Annotated in this window: 17 protein-coding genes; 12 read left to right on the top strand and 5 right to left on the bottom strand. The window is 58.4% G+C overall.

What is annotated here, in order from left to right:
• The first annotated feature begins 244 nt into the window (after window positions 1–244).
• Together panC and panB are read left to right on the top strand one after the other, a co-directional pair.
• Entirely contained in the window at window positions 245–1,120 is an 876-nt protein-coding gene (panC, locus tag RGCCGE502_RS30110; RefSeq protein ID WP_016558008.1) for a pantoate--beta-alanine ligase, read from the top strand.
• Window positions 1,120–1,944 carry a 3-methyl-2-oxobutanoate hydroxymethyltransferase gene (panB, locus tag RGCCGE502_RS30105; RefSeq protein ID WP_016558007.1) on the top strand — a complete coding sequence of 275 codons (825 nt, stop codon included), beginning with the start codon at window positions 1,120–1,122 and terminating at the stop codon, window positions 1,942–1,944. The genes panC and panB overlap by 1 nt, the downstream gene beginning before the upstream one ends.
• Window positions 1,945–2,031: 87 nt before the next feature.
• Here the strand turns inward: panB and RGCCGE502_RS30100 are convergent, their stop codons facing one another.
• Together RGCCGE502_RS30100 and RGCCGE502_RS30095 are read right to left on the bottom strand one after the other, a co-directional pair.
• Window positions 2,032–3,261, bottom strand: coding sequence for a TIGR03862 family flavoprotein (locus RGCCGE502_RS30100; RefSeq protein WP_016558006.1), 1,230 nt, complete (start codon window positions 3,259–3,261; stop codon window positions 2,032–2,034).
• Window positions 3,262–3,432: 171 nt separating this feature from the next.
• A complete protein-coding gene (locus tag RGCCGE502_RS30095; protein ID WP_016558005.1) occupies window positions 3,433–3,636 on the bottom strand; it encodes a DUF2735 domain-containing protein in 204 nt (67 codons plus the stop codon).
• A 475-nt stretch (window positions 3,637–4,111) separates the two neighbouring features.
• Between RGCCGE502_RS30095 and RGCCGE502_RS30090 the strand changes: the two genes are divergently transcribed.
• From RGCCGE502_RS30090 to RGCCGE502_RS30070, 6 genes are all read left to right on the top strand, one after another.
• Window positions 4,112–5,152 (top strand): glutamine synthetase beta-grasp domain-containing protein, encoded by a 1,041-nt coding sequence (locus RGCCGE502_RS30090; protein WP_016558004.1) that lies wholly within the window; start codon window positions 4,112–4,114, stop codon window positions 5,150–5,152.
• A 210-nt stretch (window positions 5,153–5,362) separates the two neighbouring features.
• The gene (locus RGCCGE502_RS30085) at window positions 5,363–7,309 is read left to right on the top strand and encodes a BTAD domain-containing putative transcriptional regulator (protein ID WP_016558003.1); all 1,947 of its coding nucleotides are present in this window, start codon (window positions 5,363–5,365) and stop codon (window positions 7,307–7,309) included.
• Window positions 7,310–7,434: 125 nt separating this feature from the next.
• Window positions 7,435–7,566 carry a hypothetical protein gene (locus RGCCGE502_RS38840; RefSeq protein ID WP_019280402.1) on the top strand — a complete coding sequence of 44 codons (132 nt, stop codon included), beginning with the start codon at window positions 7,435–7,437 and terminating at the stop codon, window positions 7,564–7,566.
• A gap of 11 nt (window positions 7,567–7,577) precedes the next feature.
• The gene (locus RGCCGE502_RS30080) at window positions 7,578–8,831 is read left to right on the top strand and encodes a YcaO-like family protein (protein WP_016558002.1); all 1,254 of its coding nucleotides are present in this window, start codon (window positions 7,578–7,580) and stop codon (window positions 8,829–8,831) included.
• The gene (locus RGCCGE502_RS30075) at window positions 8,828–9,574 is read left to right on the top strand and encodes a TfuA-like protein (RefSeq protein ID WP_016558001.1); all 747 of its coding nucleotides are present in this window, start codon (window positions 8,828–8,830) and stop codon (window positions 9,572–9,574) included. The genes RGCCGE502_RS30080 and RGCCGE502_RS30075 overlap by 4 nt, the downstream gene beginning before the upstream one ends.
• Window positions 9,575–9,639: 65 nt before the next feature.
• A complete protein-coding gene (locus RGCCGE502_RS30070) occupies window positions 9,640–9,909 on the top strand; it encodes a hypothetical protein (protein ID WP_016558000.1) in 270 nt (89 codons plus the stop codon).
• A 25-nt stretch (window positions 9,910–9,934) separates the two neighbouring features.
• Here the strand turns inward: RGCCGE502_RS30070 and RGCCGE502_RS30065 are convergent, their stop codons facing one another.
• Window positions 9,935–10,327 carry a helix-turn-helix domain-containing protein gene (locus RGCCGE502_RS30065; protein ID WP_016557999.1) on the bottom strand — a complete coding sequence of 131 codons (393 nt, stop codon included), beginning with the start codon at window positions 10,325–10,327 and terminating at the stop codon, window positions 9,935–9,937.
• Between the two features lie 731 nt (window positions 10,328–11,058).
• On the opposite strand from RGCCGE502_RS30065, the gene RGCCGE502_RS30060 reads away from it, so the two are divergent.
• Entirely contained in the window at window positions 11,059–11,208 is a 150-nt protein-coding gene (locus RGCCGE502_RS30060) for a putative periplasmic lipoprotein (protein ID WP_016557998.1), read from the top strand.
• Between the two features lie 567 nt (window positions 11,209–11,775).
• Here the strand turns inward: RGCCGE502_RS30060 and RGCCGE502_RS30050 are convergent.
• A complete protein-coding gene (locus tag RGCCGE502_RS30050) occupies window positions 11,776–12,102 on the bottom strand; it encodes a hypothetical protein (protein ID WP_016557996.1) in 327 nt (108 codons plus the stop codon).
• 360 nt (window positions 12,103–12,462) lie between these two features.
• Entirely contained in the window at window positions 12,463–12,726 is a 264-nt protein-coding gene (locus tag RGCCGE502_RS35915; RefSeq protein ID WP_141652438.1) for a hypothetical protein, read from the bottom strand.
• A gap of 107 nt (window positions 12,727–12,833) precedes the next feature.
• Between RGCCGE502_RS35915 and RGCCGE502_RS30040 the strand changes: the two genes are divergently transcribed.
• The 3 genes from RGCCGE502_RS30040 to RGCCGE502_RS30030 all read left to right on the top strand — a co-directional run bounded on the left by RGCCGE502_RS30040 (window position 12,834) and on the right by RGCCGE502_RS30030 (window position 16,313).
• The gene (locus tag RGCCGE502_RS30040; RefSeq protein WP_016557993.1) at window positions 12,834–13,736 is read left to right on the top strand and encodes an NUDIX hydrolase; all 903 of its coding nucleotides are present in this window, start codon (window positions 12,834–12,836) and stop codon (window positions 13,734–13,736) included.
• Between the two features lie 70 nt (window positions 13,737–13,806).
• Window positions 13,807–14,778, top strand: coding sequence for a quinolinate synthase NadA (gene nadA, locus RGCCGE502_RS30035; RefSeq protein WP_016557992.1), 972 nt, complete (start codon window positions 13,807–13,809; stop codon window positions 14,776–14,778).
• Window positions 14,775–16,313, top strand: a complete 1,539-nt coding sequence (locus tag RGCCGE502_RS30030) for an L-aspartate oxidase (protein ID WP_016557991.1) — start codon at window positions 14,775–14,777, stop codon at window positions 16,311–16,313. Before nadA ends, RGCCGE502_RS30030 begins: the two co-directional genes overlap by 4 nt.

Below are 16,313 nucleotides of genomic sequence, written 5' to 3'. Positions count from 1 at the left end.
TCCCTTAATCAACGGGGCAGTGAAACGGACGCTTGTTTGCGATCAGCCTTAGATCGCCGTGGGCATTGCGAAATCATACGGAGCCTGAGGTCCATTTGCGGCCAAACCACGAATTAAAGCATGCTGGCGGTTGCTCTTAATCGTTATAATGGCCTGGCCCGCGTTGACGCTGTCTGTCAAATCGAGTTCTATCCGCCACCGTTTGCCGGTCCGGCTCGCGACAGGCAAATTCGGAGGAGGTTATATGCGTACTATCAGCACGATCGCGGACCTGCGCCAGTACCTGGACACGCATAGGCGTGAAGGGCGTTCGATAGGTCTCGTTCCGACGATGGGCTATCTGCATGTCGGGCATATGGAACTGGTTACCCGTTCGCGTGATGATAACAACGTGAGCGTTGTATCGATCTTCGTGAACCCCCTGCAGTTCGGCCCGAACGAGGACCTTGCCAAGTATCCACGCGATTTGGCGCGGGATTCCGAAATGCTCGAAAAAGCCGGCGTCGACGTGCTCTTCGCCCCGGAGGTTGGCGAGATGTATCCGCGTGAGATGCTAGCGGTCGTCGACGTACCGCGAATTGGAAGCGTATTGGAGGGGGAGGTCAGGCCGGGACATTTTGCAGGTGTGGCGACCGTCGTAACAAAGCTTTTCAACATTGTGCAACCCGATCGTGCCTACTTCGGGGAGAAGGATTACCAACAGGTGGCGCTGATCAGGCGCATGGTCGAGGATCTCGCCCAGCCGGTAAAGGTTGTCTCCGTGTCGACCGTGCGGGAAGCTGATGGGCTCGCCTGCTCGTCGCGGAATGTCTATCTCAACGAGCGGGAACGGGCAGCCGCCGTCATCGTACCAAGGGCGCTTGTGGAGGCCGAAAGGATCTACGCGGCCGGCTGTGACAGTCCAGACGAAATGGAGAAACGTCTGAAAGCATTCATCGCCGCCGAGCCGCTTGCCACGCCGGAGGTGGTCGCCGTGCGCCATCCTGAGACGCTTGAAAAATTACCGTCGTTGCAGTCCGCGCCTGCTCTCGTGGCACTTTTCGTTCGAATCGGAAAGACGCGTCTGCTTGACAACCGCGTCATCGGGACAAGCCCGACCCAACATTCGAGGGCAGCATAGTGAGTGCTCACGGCAAGCAAAAGCGCCAGACAACGGCATCCATTCGCGCGATGAAAGGAAAGGACCGCGTCGTCTGCCTGACTGCCTACACGACACCGATCGCGCGGCTCCTTGATCCCCATTGCGACCTTCTCCTGGTTGGCGATTCCCTCGGCATGGTACTTTATGGCATGGAGACAACCGTTGGCGTTACACTGGACATGATGGCCGCGCATGGACGTGCCGTCATGCGGGGCGTTTCGCATGCCTGCGTCATTGTCGATTTGCCATTCGGCAGCTACCAGGAATCGAAAGAGCAAGCCTTTCGTAGTGCCGTCAGGCTGATGCAGGAGACCGGCTGCGATGGCGTCAAGCTCGAAGGCGGCGAGGAGATGGCCGAAACCGTTGCGTTTCTCACGGCGAGGGGAGTGCCGGTCTTCGGTCATGTCGGGCTCATGCCTCAACTGGTCAATATCGCCGGCGGATTTCGCTCGCTCGGCCATTCGGATGAAGAGGCCGCGAAGATCCACCGCGATGCCGAGGCTGTCGCCGAGGCCGGCGCGTTCGCCGTGGTCGTGGAGGGCACCGTCGAGCCGGTTGCGCGGCAGATTACCGCCAGCCTGAAAGTGCCGACCATCGGCATTGGCGCATCGCCGGCCTGCGATGGTCAGGTGCTGGTATCGGATGATATGCTGGGGCTGTTCAATGACTTCAAGCCGCGTTTCGTCAAACGCTTCGCAGATCTTAGCCCGCTGGTCTCACAAGCCGCACGAGATTATGCGGAGGAGGTTCGCGAGGGGCAGTTTCCTGCAAAGGAGCACACGTTCCAGCCGAAGCCTCGCTAGAGTCCGGGCAGCGGCAGCCATATAAAGGCAGCGGTCGAGTAAGCTTCAGAGCGCCGTCGCGCCAGGCTGGAGTCACTCCGAAACGTGCTAGAAGGCGTCCGGACGGTGTGATAAGGCGAGCCACTCCGTGATGCCGCGCGCTGCGGCGCGACCCGTGGCGAAGCAGGCGGTGAGCAGGTAACCACCTGTTGGTGCCTCCCAGTCGATCATTTCTCCGGCAACAAAAAGCCCCGGAAGTGCGCGCAGCATGTAGTTGTGATCGATGCCCGCCCAATCGACACCACCTGCAGAGGAAATCGCCTCGGCTATGGGACGCGGTCGCAAAACAGGCACATGCAGGGCCTTGATCAGCCTTGCCAGTCGATCAGCATCGTTGAGGTCTCCGCTGGCTGCAAACTCGTGCACCAGAGCGGTCTTTATTCCGTCGATGCCTGCACCTTTGCGCAGGCGATTGGAAAGGCTCGCTTTCGGATCCTGCCTCATCAGGTCACGTGCGATGCGATCGCGTGAACGGCCCGGCATAAGATCGACCACCAGCGAAGCCGGTTCGCTGCGCGACAACCTGTCTCGCAAGGCGGCTGCATGGGCATAGACAAGGCTCCCCTCTATGCCATGCTGGCTGATGACGAACTCGCCCGGAAAGGTTCCTGCTTGCGAGGTTGCCGTGATTGACTTGACGGGCGCGCCGGAAAAGCGTTGCCGCAAGACGTCGCTCCAGTCGACATCGAAGCCGCAGTTGGCAGCGCGGAATTCATTGACAGCGACGGCTTGCCCGCGCAGCCAGGGGACCCATGCTCCATCCGACCCTAGTCGGGGCCAACTCATGCCGCCGAGCGCGATGAGTGCGGCGTCGGGGCGAACGATCTGGGTGCCTTCAGGCGATGCGATCAGGTAGCCGCCGTCAGAAAAGCCCATCCAACGATGCCGCTTGAGAATTCGAACGCCTTCTGAGCCAAGCCGACGCAGCCATGCCCGCAGGAGCGGTGAGGCCTTCATGGCATTGGGGAAAACGCGTCCGGAGGACCCGATGAAGGTTTCTGTCCCGAGTGCCGCTGCCCAGACCCTTATGTCCGATGGCGTGAAAGCGTCAAGCGCATCGCGCAGGCGTGAATTCGAATGGCCGAACCGGGAGACAAAATCATGATAGTCTTCGGAATGCGTGATATTCAGCCCGGATTTCCCGGCGAGCAGAAATTTCCTCGCGACCGTCGGCATTGCTTCATAGACGGTAACGGCGTGGCCCTTTGCTGCCAGGAGTTCAGCGGCCATCAGTCCTGAGGGGCCACCGCCCAATACTGCAATGTCCTTTTTGACCATAAAACGGCGTCCAGGCTTTCGATTGAAAGTCCTCAATACCGAGCCGCGTGGAAACTGCAAGGATTCTGCTTCGAGAAGGTGGGGTAGGGTTGACTCCACGCGTGCGTTTGCTGATCACCTATGCCAATTTGCCGGAACAGCCGACAGGCATCGGGCCGTGGTCGCGGTTCGTCAGTCCACGATCCGGGGGGTGAATTTTGGCTGGGAAGCCTTCTCAGATTCCTTCATTGCCTCGTCGTGATACCAGCAGCTGTCATAGACGGAGGCTTCCATCTGGCTCTCGAGATCGACAGACATGCGCGGCTCCGCGGCCACAAAGCGCTTTGCTGGAAAGGAATAGATCGTCGCTGTTTCGTGATGCACACCAATGGTCATTTCTGACTCCTGCTCATCCACATCTTTCGGTCTCAACATTGATATAGCACGGATGCACAGTAAATGCGCGACATGATTGAAAAGAAGGCAATATTTGTTGGAATAATGGGCACAACGGTCTGCCGTCGTTTGTGTCAGTTTTTCGATGAGATTAAATAATACGCATTTGACCCAACTTTGTGCACTCCTGTCCCGCGGCGAAATAATCGTCCTTTTAAAAGTTCCTTCGCAGTGGCCCTCCGATCGACATCGGAGGTCATGTGTTTCCCAGACTAACCAATTGAGTCCGCTATCAGTTCCATTGCGGGTGTCATTGCAAAAACAGAGAACTCGATCGTCGGCGCCGGATAAAATGGCGTACCGAGCCCAAACTGGCACGCCACGTGCATATTAGATGACATCTCTTTGCGGGTGGTCTTTGTGTGGCCGTTTCGCTTGAGGATACGCTCACGGTTCATGTTTGAGAGACTCGCAAATGACAAAGTATAAGCTCGAGTACATCTGGCTCGATGGGTACACCCCGGTACCAAACCTGCGCGGCAAGACACAGGTCAAGGAATTCGACGCGTTCCCGACGCTCGAGCAGCTGCCGCTCTGGGGTTTTGACGGTTCCTCCACGATGCAGGCCGAAGGGCGCAGCTCCGACTGCGTGCTGAAGCCCGTCGCGCTTTACCCTGATCCCGCCCGTGCCAACGGCGTCCTCGTCATGTGCGAAGTCATGATGCCCGATGGCATTACGCCGCATTCGTCCAACAGCCGCGCCACCATTCTCGATGACGAAGATGCCTGGTTTGGCTTTGAACAGGAATACTTCTTCTACGAGAACGGCCGCCCGCTCGGCTTCCCGGAAACTGGATATCCGGCGCCCCAGGGTCCGTACTACACGGGCGTTGGATACAAGAATGTCGGATCGATCGCTCGCGAAATCGTCGAAGAACATCTCGACCTCTGCCTCGCCGCCGGCATCAACCACGAAGGCATCAACGCCGAGGTTGCAAAGGGCCAGTGGGAATTCCAGGTTTTCGGCAAGGGCTCCAAGAAGGCGGCGGACCAGATTTGGATGGCGCGCTATCTGCTTCTGCGCCTCTGCGAAAAGTATGGGATCGACATCGAATTCCATTGCAAGCCGCTCGGCGATACCGACTGGAACGGCTCGGGCATGCACTGCAACTTCTCGACCAAGTTCATGCGCGAAGTCGGCGGCAAGGCCTATTTCGAAGCGCTGATGGCGCAGTTCGACAAGAACCTTCAAGATCATATCGATGTCTACGGTCCGGACAACCACCTGCGCCTGACCGGAAAGCACGAGACGGCTCCGTGGAACAAGTTCTCCTACGGCGTTGCTGATCGTGGCGCGTCGATCCGCGTTCCCCATTCCTTCGTCAAGAACGACTACCGCGGTTACCTGGAAGATCGTCGCCCCAACTCCCAGGGTTGCCCTTACCAGATTGCCTCGCAGGTTCTGAAGACGATTTCGGAAGTTCCGACCGTCGACTTCGCTGCGGCTGCTGCCTAACTGCCGGTCCTCGACACCGGTTGGCGCCGATTTCGATCGGCGCCTTTTTTCGGCAACGCGCCGATGCATTCTCAGGCAGGGCAGCTTTCCGCAACGTGGCACGGTACGATCATCCACCGGTTGAAATATTCAACCTGACACGCATAATCCTTTTGCGTTGGCGGTGATTGCCCCTATAATTGAGGCAGATCCCCCAATCGCGAGTTGCCCGTGACTGGCAAAAAGAGCCGCTTTCTCCGTCTACTTGGTACGCCCGCTCTATTCGCAGACGGCAATGAGGTCGTCTTGCCTGAAAAGGCGTATGCGCTTCTCGCCCTATTGGTGACGGCTCCCCAACAGGCAGTGGATCGGGAGGTCCTGCGGGCGATCCTCTGGCAGTCGGACCAATCGAAGCAGCGCGCCGGCAGTTTGCGCCAGCTTCTTGCCCGCATTGATCGCGGCGTCCCCGAGGACATGCCACGGCTTCTGAAGGCGACCAACACCCACGTGTTCTTCAACCATGAGGATTGGGAGGCCGATGTCCTGACCCTCACCAATACTGCCGCGCCATTGCCGCGGTCTGCGTGGGGCCTGTTTCGAGGTGACTTCCTTGAAGGGTTCAAGGCGCCGACGATCGAAGCCGAAGAGCGGGTCGTCGTGGAGCGCCAACGCATCGAGCAGCGCCGCGAAACCCATATAGTCGCGCTCCTCGACGTGCCGGAAAAGCTTACCTCGGACGACATTCTTCTGCTTGCCGGTTTGCTCGTAGATGCTGATCCCGCGAACGAGATCGGCTGCCGGGCGCTGATGCAACGCCATGCGCAGGCCGGAGACATAGCTGCTGCGCGCCAAGTCTACTCGCGCTGCCGTAATGAACTCAAAAGCGAATATGGTGCGCAGCCGGACGGCCAGACCCAGGCGCTGGCTCATGAACTCGGCATCATCGTTCCGGCTGGCCTTGCCGGGCCCGCCGCCCCGACAGCGGCAAGTATCACATTTGATCCCCTTGGCCAGCCGCGGGTCCTCATTCTGCCACCGGATACTATCCTGTCCGATCCGGTGCTGCAGCGCGTGGGTCGCGCTCTGCTTGAGGAGGTGACCATCGGACTGAGCCAGCAGCGCGGTTTCAAGGTGATCGCTGCACATACCAGTCTCGAAATCGTCAATCGTAGCCTCACCGGTGCATTATCAGACCCGACGCCGCCTGAACTCAGGTTTGACTACACGGTTTACGTCACCATCCATGGCCGAGAGGACGACATCTACGCAACCTGCCGGCTGACGAAAACATCGACCGCCGAGGTGCTGTGGGCAATAGACCTGCCGCTCGCCATCCAGAAGGTCAACCAATCGTTCGGCCAGCTTGCACGGCGAATCGTGATGACGCTTGCCGATACGATCGAGCGACGTGAACTCCTCGACATGACGCATGACGTCAATCCGTCGGCCTATCGCCTGTATCTCGAAGGAAAGCGGCTGGTTTCGAAGACGGACCTGCAGCATCTGCGTCAGGCGAGAAAATGGTTCAAGTCGGCCCTCGCACGCCACGACAGGTTCTCGTCCGCAAATGCCGGAATGGCGCGGGTCCTTGGAATGGAATGGCTGGTCCGCGGAATGAAGGACAAGCAATTGCTCGAAGAGGCGGATCGTTTCGCGTGGCTTGCCCGTGACAATGATCCGAACAGCGGGCGGGCGATGCGTGAACTGGGTTTTGTCGCCCTCTATCGACGACGCTTTAGCGACAGCCTGGATTTCTTCGCCGAAGCACAGATGCTCAATCCGAATGATGCCGATATCCTGGCTGACCATGCGGATGCTCTCTTGCATGACGGACAGAGTGACCGGGCGCTCGAACTCAGTCTGGCTGCGCTGAAGCTCAATCCCCTGCCGCCCGATTACTACTACTGGAACCTGGGCGGTATCCACTTCGTGCAGGAGAATTACGCGAAGGCCATTGAAGTTTTGGATCGCGTCAAGGATCGTCCGGCAACCTCGCGCCTTCTTGCAGCCGCCCACGCAAAGAACGGGGACCGCAGGGCTGCGTCGCGATACGCCTCGGTCGTGCTGGAGAACTTCCCGGATTTCCGCACGGACGACGTCTGGCAATTCGTGCCGGACCGCAATCCGGATGATACACGCCAGCTGATTGACGGCCTCCGCATGGCCGGTTTGTCCTGAAGCGTTACAACTTCCGCCTTTTTGGCCCCTTCTTCGTGCTGATTGCGGTCACGCCGAAATAACGCCTCCCGAGGCATGTTTGCTCCTGTCCGCAGCATGATGCTGCCTTGAACAGGAGAAACCCAATGACGACGACCCACATCAAGCCCGTTGCAGTCCGCCTGTCCGCAGCCGCCCAGGCTGTTCTCAAGCAGGAATGCGTCCAGCTCGACACGAACGCCACGGCGAACATCGTTCACGCCCTGAAGTTTCGTTGAGGATCGTGCGAATGTCTGTTCAGACGGAACTGCAGCGTTTGGCTCGCGATCTCAGCCTGTCCTCGACGGGCATCAACAGCTATCACGACCGCTTGATGACGCCTGGACAGACATTTGCGGCGATCAAGCCGTATTTCAAGGAGCTTGGCATTACCCGCGTTGGGCTGCTGACGGCTCTCGATCTGCTCGAAATTCCCGTGGCGTTCGCCACGCGGCCGAACAGCTACACGCTGTCGGTATTTCAGGGCAAGGGGATCGATGAAGAAGCTGCAATGACCTCCGCAGCAATGGAGGCAATCGAGACCCGTGTTGCGGAAATTCAGCCAAGCGCGCCCGTGATGGCGACGCTCGAGGGCATGAAGGCCGAACGTGCGCCGATGATCGATCTTGATTCGGTCGCCCGGTGCGTGCCCTCCGAAATCGGTGACCAGCCAATTGCATGGAGTGAGGGTCTCGACATCATGTCCGGTCGCCCGATCTTCGTGCCCTGGCCTCTTGTCGGTCTCGACCACAGAGGAGCCAGGCCCTCCGGGTTCGAACAGTCGAGTGATGGTCTTGCCTCGGGTAACCGGCCCGCCGAAGCCGTTCTGCACGGCCTGTGTGAATTGGTCGAGCGTGACGCATGGGCGCTAACCCAACTGCGCCCCTATGATCAGCTGCGCGGTGCCCGGGTCGATCCCGCCGCGTTCGGTGACACCGTTCTCGATATCATCGTCGATCGCATCGAGCGCGCCGGTATGCGCCTGCTGTTGCTCGATATGACGACCGATATTGGAATCCCAAGCTTTCTTGCAGTGATCATCCCAGGCAATCTCGGGGAGCGCGTCGACGCGCGCTGGACCCATGTTTGCGGAGGGTGCGGGTGCCACCCCGATCCTGTACGCGCGGCATTGCGTGCCGTTACGGAAGCAGCGCAAAGCCGCTTGACGGCTATTGCCGGAAGCCGGGACGATTTTTCTCCCCGCATCTACCAGAGACTGGAAGAGGGCGGACCGATGCAGGATCTTGTCGATCTCTGCAATGAAAAGCCCGTCGCCGTCACTTTTGAATCTGAGCAGCGGACAATCCAGGAGAACATCAGTCACATTCTCGACCGACTGAAGGCAAGGGGCATTCAGCAGGTGGTGGCTGTCCCGCTGGAGCATCGGCATTTGCCGGTTTCGGTCGTGCGCGTCATTGTTCCGGGGCTCGAGGTCGATGTCAGCGGTGAGTATATTCAACTGGGGCTTCGCGCCGTGAGCGCCATGCAAGGAGCTTTGCAATGAGAATCATTTTCGCGGGGCCCAGTTTCGGCGCAGACATCGACAGGCTGCGGGCGGAAAATCCTTTGGTGATTTTCCGTGGGCCGGCTGCGCGCGGCGACATCCTGCAGGCCGTGCAGGACGGAGCACGAGCGATCGGAATCGTTGACGGTTTCTTTGGGGAAGTGCCGTCTGTATGGCATAAAGAAATCCTCTATGCATTGCAGCACAATGTGATCGTGGCTGGGGGCGCAAGCATGGGGGCACTGCGGGCTGCGGAATGTGCGGACTTCGGTATGGTCGGCATAGGTTCGATCTACAAAGACTATGAAAGTGGTGCTTTGGTGGACGATGAGGCCGTGGCGCTTGTGCATGCCCCTGCGGAGCTCGGCTGGCTGCCCCTTTCCATACCCTGGGTGGATTTCGAACCGACGATCAATCGGCTCTACCGGAATGGTGTGCTATCGCCTTCGGAGCAGAAGATGCTGCTGCTTGCCGGTCGTTCGCTGCATTTCTCCGAGCGCACCTACCCGAAGGCCGTCGAGTGCTGCAATTTTTCTCCCGAGGGCCGCGCGAGGGAAATCCTGCGGGCTATCCGCGCGGGAAAGGTCGAGCGCAAGCGTCAGGATGCCGATCTCGTGCTGCAGTTCCTGCGGGGCGTCCAATGTGTCGCACAGAACCGTGACTGGGGCTTTGCTGCCACCTCTCACTGGGAGCATTTGCGCGCCGAAGTCACGGGCACTGTCACGCCTGTAACGCCCGAGTAACGCCGCCTGTAAATGATGGATGTTATTGAAGCCCGGAAGGCTCAATATTGAAGAAGGCGGTGGCAATGAACATTCTGACAAGGGACGAAGGAACGGGGAAGGAGTACGCCAGAATCTTCCGGTTGCTGTCGGCCGCAAAAGATGAAGCCCATAAGCTCAAGCTGCATAATTTGACGCACTTGACCAACATGGCGCTTCTTCAGGTTGTCATCGACTGGGACGGGATTGATCCGGAGCGGGAGCTCGACGTCAATCTTGAAAAGCTGATTGGCGCCAAAACGCAGGTCGCAATGAAAGACGCAGCCGAAAACCTGGTGCTTCTCGACTGCCACTGACGTTCGGGATCCGGGACGATGAAGGTTATTCGTCGTCCGTCTGCTCCATGCCTGCAATTGCCTGTACGAGCTTCACGATCTTCTTGCGAACAGCTTCGCTCTTGATCGACAGGAAGGCGGCATTAAGGAGGACGCCGTCGCGCGAGACGACAAATTCTTCGCTGGGCGACGGATTGTCATTCGCCATACCCACGTTGACTTCCTCGAAAAACGAGCGGACGTCAACGTCAAGGGCGCTGGCTATTTCGACAAGCATGCTTGCCGAAACGCGGTTCGAGCCCTTTTCGTATTTCTGGATTTGCTGAAATGTGACGCCGACCCTGTCACCAAGCTCGGTCTGCGATACTTTTCTCATCAATCGCTTGATGCGGATCGTCTTCCCGACGTGAACATCGACTGCGTGCGGTCCATCTTTCATCGGTCTCTCCTTCGAACGCCGGTTGCTGCGCGACTATAATGCCAGTTAACAACCTAACGGAGATAATTGAACGGATCAATTGTGTTGATACGTTTTTTATCCCGCATAGAGCGGTGAACCCGAACATGGCAAAAAACGTCGGCCGGCTCGAAATGCTGACGCAGTGCACCGCCGTGACGTTAAGGAACCCCTCTAGATCCGCTCCATTCCCATCCATATTGTAATCCGCTTTCGCGCTTTCTCAATATCGGATTATTTTCCAACCAAACGAAGCCATCGATGGCTCAATCGGCGCTGATCACGCCATCCCCGACAATCGACCGCGTTGTTTTCTGTCCTTGCGCAATGTCGGAAGAACTCGATGCAGAGGTGGTTGTCCTTGCCGGGGCCCATATGCCGTGATCGTCGATCCGCTCGACCGATCTCCGCCCTCGTCAATGTCAGCGTCGGAAGGATCGTTTTGATGTGGAGGCAAGGATAGCGGCAGATCTACTCAAGAAGGGACGCAATCTGCTTGTGTCTGGCTATGCCGCTATGGAGCACAAACCAACGCGGTTCTTGCGATTGGGCCTGCGTTCAGATCTTTATGCTCGATGACAGGCCACCTATGTGTTGACAACGGCTGTGGTTATGAGCGATGGCCGCCTCGATAAGGAGGCGTGCGCTGCATTCGCAATTGAATTGACAGATGGCTGCGTCATCTACGTCGTAGATCAACGTGAGGAAACGGCATGAAGTCGACGATCATAATCTGTATCGCCTTCCTCGCGCTGGCCGGATGCGCCAATACAGCGTACGGCTTGAAACAGGACGGCGTTCAATCAAGCCACGCACTCGACGATGCAACACACCGTGTGCTGTCGGCTGGTGCGAAGAGGTAGCTATTTCAGGCGGTTGGCTGCCTTGTCACAAGAATCTCGATCCGAGCCATGCGTATTGATAATGCGCTTTGCGTCTACGGTGGCGATTCCGTGCTTCCTGGCAAAGAAAGCGACCTCGTACGGGTCCCGCGTTGCGAACCCACGATCGCCTTTGCCGCGGCGCGGCCTGGTATTCGACACCAATGTCTCCTCCTGATTGCATGGGCAGGCCATGGCGTATGGTCTTTCGGAGCAAAGGTCCAGCGAAGCCACGGCTTAGCGTCCTGCTACGGCCTCAATGCATAAAAGACGCAAGTGCGTGGCAATTGGCCAAACAGCCGCTTTGCGAAAGCTGTTTCGAACACTGCCTATGACGAGGCGCGCGGCGGTTAGGTGCTGGGCTTGTTGACGGCGCAACGCGTTTAGTCCAAAGTTCTTGCGGACGATTTTTTGGCAGGCCGCAGCCCGTGCATGTTCGGGCGATTGAGATAAAAGTCCATTGTGCCCGACGGCAGTAACCACTCGATGCTTCCTGCTTGAAGTTGCGCCAAAACTAGAGCCGCTGCAACGCGTACGGCGGAGGCGGCATCACTTCTTCCACTGTTGTTCAGCAGATGCAGAATCACAGATTCTCAGCATTTTGTTGATTTGATCACATAACACTACGAACGCTGCAGCGACCAGCTCGTTGGGCGTGTCGCCCATCTCGGCAATCAATCTCTCCACCTCGCGCAACGTCCGCGACGCCATGGGTGTGTCCGCTCCATGTTGATCAAGCGTGGCCCGCAGGTCGTGAATGCTGGCGGTGCCGCGGGCAACCATTTCTCTTCGCTCCTCGAGCGTCAGCAGATGGATTTGGTTGATCGCCCGAACGAGGTCCGACATAAAATCTGGTGCTGTTTGGATACTCGTCATCTTTCCCCTGATTTTGCCGTCGCAGTTGTACGTAAAGATAGCGATCCTGCTATCCGTTGGCGAGTTAGCCTTTCGACCGAAACTCCAGCAAGCGCTGCGGCTGGTGCTCGCGGCTGGGGCAAAATACGCTGTTGAGGCCCCGTCGCTTGGTGTTCAATGGCTTGGGGGGCGATGATAAATTTTGGACGGTGCGACGGACGTCATTTCGGAACTCGTTCGCGCAACGAACGAAGTCGACAAAATGCGGCCCGGCGATTTCACTTGGCTGATCCACCGTTCGATCGTCCTCATCCAGGACCTCCGGGAAATTGTCGGCATTCCTGGAAGTGGCACGCCGAGAAATATGGTCGTCCTGCATTGCTACATTGCACGCTCGCGCCAGAGCGAAGTAGGAATGATCTTGGCAAGGCACTCCTTCAGGCCGCCGACATGATTCGCACGCTCCATATTGTCGCCGACAGCGGTGTCGAGATCGGTCTGAAGGTCATGGAGCCCGTCAAATGGCTTCACGTCAAGCGAATGGTAACCGGCTATGCGAATGCCCTTGGTATCCTTGAGGCGAAATTGTGCGTGGCTCGGTTTCCATCCTGTTCGTTGCCAAATTCCTGCGCCTGCAAGAGGCATCGGCTTAACCGCCAAAATATGCGTCGTGTCGACCTGTCGAGTGCTTTCCGACACAATCTTGTTGTGCAACAAATCGCGGCAGTTGATAGAGATGGGATTCGTAATCAGTGACGATCGGGTTTGCCCACGCCGAATTGATAGCTGTCCTTGTTGCCGTTACAGGCAATGAACCGCGCGTCATGACCATTAGTTCGGGCGATGCATTACCGTCGGGCCCGTTCGAGATGGGCCATAGAACGCTGCAAAGCGGGCTGCGCGAATGGGTGCAGGACCAGACTGGCCATCCGGTTGGCTATCTGGAGCAGCTATACACCTTCGCTGACCGCGACAGGAACAACGAGATACTTGGCGGCAGAACGATTTCGATAAGCTATCTGGGGCTTGTCCATGAAGAGGCCACTCCGGGTGGAGGTCGGCCAGGCTGGCAAGGCTGGTACCGGTATTTTCCGTGGGAGGATTGGCGAGCAGGACGACCTGTGCAGCTAGACGGTATCGAAGCTCGTCTGACCGCATGGGCCGAGGGCGATCCGGACCGTCAACAAGATCGGATACGTCGCGCCCATTTTGCCTTCGGGTTCGGCAACGCGCGATGGAATGAAGACCTCGTATTGCAGCGATACGAGCTCCTCTATGAGGCCGGTTTCGTTGCAGAGGCGGGGGGCGAGATGGATGCTAGCGGCGGCCGGGCAATGTTTGCCGATCACCGGCGCATCCTTGCAACAGGCATTGCGAGGTTGAGGGCAAAGATCAAATACCGACCCGTCGTCTTCGAGCTCATGTCCGAGAGCTTCACATTGCTGCAACTGCAACGCACCGTGGAGGCCCTTGCCGGGCTGACGCTCCATAAGCAGAATTTCCGGCGGTTGATCGAACAACAGGATCTTGTTGAGGAAACGGGCGAGACACTGAGTGAGACCGGCGGGCGGCCCGCAAAGCTTTTCCGCTATCGCCATGCTGTGCGTGAAGAGCGCGCACTGTCCGGATCCCGACTTCCCATTTCACGCGGTTGACATATGCTCACAGGGAGGATAACTGTTTCTTCCAAAATATACTCATAATGAGTATAAATAGGAGCAGGCCATGAACCGCAACGTTTCCGCGTCCTCCCTCTACGAGCGCGTCCAGCGTGTCATCCCGAAAGCAGAGTGGATGTCATTCGAAGACGACGTCGAAGCGATCCTGGATCTCAAGCAAAAACGCAACGCGGTGATCCTTGCCCATAACTATCAAACCCCTGAGATCTTCCATGGTGTCGCCGATATTGTCGGCGACAGCCTCGCTCTTGCACGCAGGGCGATCGAGGTCGAAGCCGACGTTATCGTGCTGGCCGGGGTGCATTTCATGGCCGAAACGGCCAAGCTCCTCAACCCGAATAAGACCGTCCTCATTCCCGATATGGGGGCGGGTTGTTCGCTTGCGGACTCGATTACGCCTGAGGACGTGGCGCTTTTGCGCAAGGCGCACCCAGGCGTGCCTGTCATTACCTACGTCAACACCTCGGCGGCCGTGAAAGCCGCGTCCGACATTTGTTGCACTTCGGGAAATGCGAAGCAGGTCGTTGAATCGCTCGGCGTACCGCGCGTGCTGATGATCCCTGACGAATATCTTGCCCGTAACGTCGCACGCGAAACAGACGTCGAGGTGCTAGCCTGGCATGGTCATTGTGAAGTCCACGAGCTGTTTACGGCCGACGATGTCAGGCAACTGCGGGAAAATCACCCGGGTGTGACAGTCCTGGCGCACCCGGAATGTCCGCCCGATGTCGTCGCGGCAGCAGATTTTGCGGGATCAACCGCGGTCATGTCAGACTTTGTCGGGCAGCAGCGCCCGGCTCGTGTCGTGCTGCTGACGGAATGCTCCATGAGCGACAATGTTTCGGTTCATCATCCCGATGTTGAATTCATTCGACCTTGCAACCTTTGCCCGCACATGAAGCGGATCACGTTAAAAAATATCCGGACAGCCCTTCAGGAAAATCGCCACGAGGTGACCGTCGACCCGGCGATTGCCGTCGCTGCAAGGCGGGCAGTCGAGCGGATGCTCGCGATATGATCGGGCGGTTCGACGATTTGAACGGCAAGGTCGTCATCGTCGGAAGCGGGCTTGCCGGCCTCATGACAGCCCTTACGCTTTCGCCGCAGCCGGTCGTGCTCGTTACCCGCGGGGCAATCGGGGAGCATACATCAAGCGCCTGGGCCCAGGGCGGGATCGCCGCAAGTCTCGGCGATGGCGATAATGCCGAACTCCATCTCCTCGATACGCTCGCGGCCGGCGACGGCCTCTGCGATCCCTCGGTTGCCGCCGATATTGTCGCTGAGGGACCGGCCGTCATTGCAAGTCTGGAGCGCGCCGGTGTCACATTCGACCGGGACAGCTCCGGGCAGCTTATTCTTGGTCTCGAAGCGGCTCATTCCTGTCGCCGCATCGTTCATGCGTCCGGAGACGGATCGGGCGCTGCCGTTGTCGCCGCACTTCTCAAGACTGTTGCCGCAACACCCTCCATCACCGTTCTGGATGGAACCGAGCTACGCTCGCTTCTGACAACTGACGGGATCGTTAGGGGCCTGATCGTCTCCAAGGGTTCCCAGATCGCGGCAATTGCCACGAACCGGGTGGTGTTGGCAACGGGCGGTATTGGAGGCCTCTACGATTCGACCACCAATCCGACCAGCAACTTCGGTCAGGGGGTTGCGTTGGCGGCGAGGGCGGGCGCGGTGCTCGCCGACATGGAATTCGTGCAGTTTCACCCAACAGGGCTCGATTCAGCGCGCCGTCCGCTCGCCCTTGTGAGCGAAGCGGTACGGGGCGAGGGAGCAATTCTCGTCAATGACCGGGGAGAGCGCTTCATGTCAGGTGTTGCCGGGGCGGAACTTGCGCCACGCGACGTCGTTGCGCGCGCCATCAGCGCCGAGCTGTCAAAGGGGCGGCGGGTCTTCCTCGATGCACGTCCAGCGCTCGGCAACCGCTTTGCCGAGCGCTTTCCAACCATAGACGCCTTATGCCACGAGGCAGGGATAAACCCGGCCGCTGAAGCTATCCCAGTGCGGCCAGCGGTTCACTACCATATGGGTGGCATTGCAACCGATGTGAGGGGGCGTAGCTCTGTTGCGGGGCTCTGGGCGGTCGGTGAGGCCGCGTCAACCGGCCTTCACGGCGCCAACCGCTTGGCAAGCAATTCGCTTCTTGAGGCAGCTGTCCTCGGCATGCGGGCAGCGCAAGATATCAGTGGCACCACTGCTGGTGTTGTCAGTCATGTTCTATCAATGTCTCCTCCTCAGGCGCCGGATACGTCGGTGGTGCGGGGGGCTGTATCGCTCAACCTCGGCGTTCTACGTAACAGGGTCTCGCTTCAGGGGGCCATTCGCACTCTGTTGCCGCTCGCCGAAGGCACCGCTGCGTGCGCCGATCCAGCTACCGTTGCCTTGGCGATTGGCGTCTTTGCGATGCTTCGCGAGGAAAGCCGTGGTGCGCATGCGCGCACAGACTTTCCATCCAAGCTGTCGGTTGCAACGCGCCGCTTCATGACGCTTGCAGATATTCTTGACGCCGCGCGCACCAACATCCAATCTTTTGCCAGGAGTGCCTGA

This window comes from Rhizobium grahamii CCGE 502, from assembly GCF_000298315.2.
In the GTDB taxonomy this organism is placed as follows: domain Bacteria; phylum Pseudomonadota; class Alphaproteobacteria; order Rhizobiales; family Rhizobiaceae; genus Rhizobium; species Rhizobium grahamii.
This window is presented reverse-complemented; position numbering and strand designations above follow the sequence as displayed.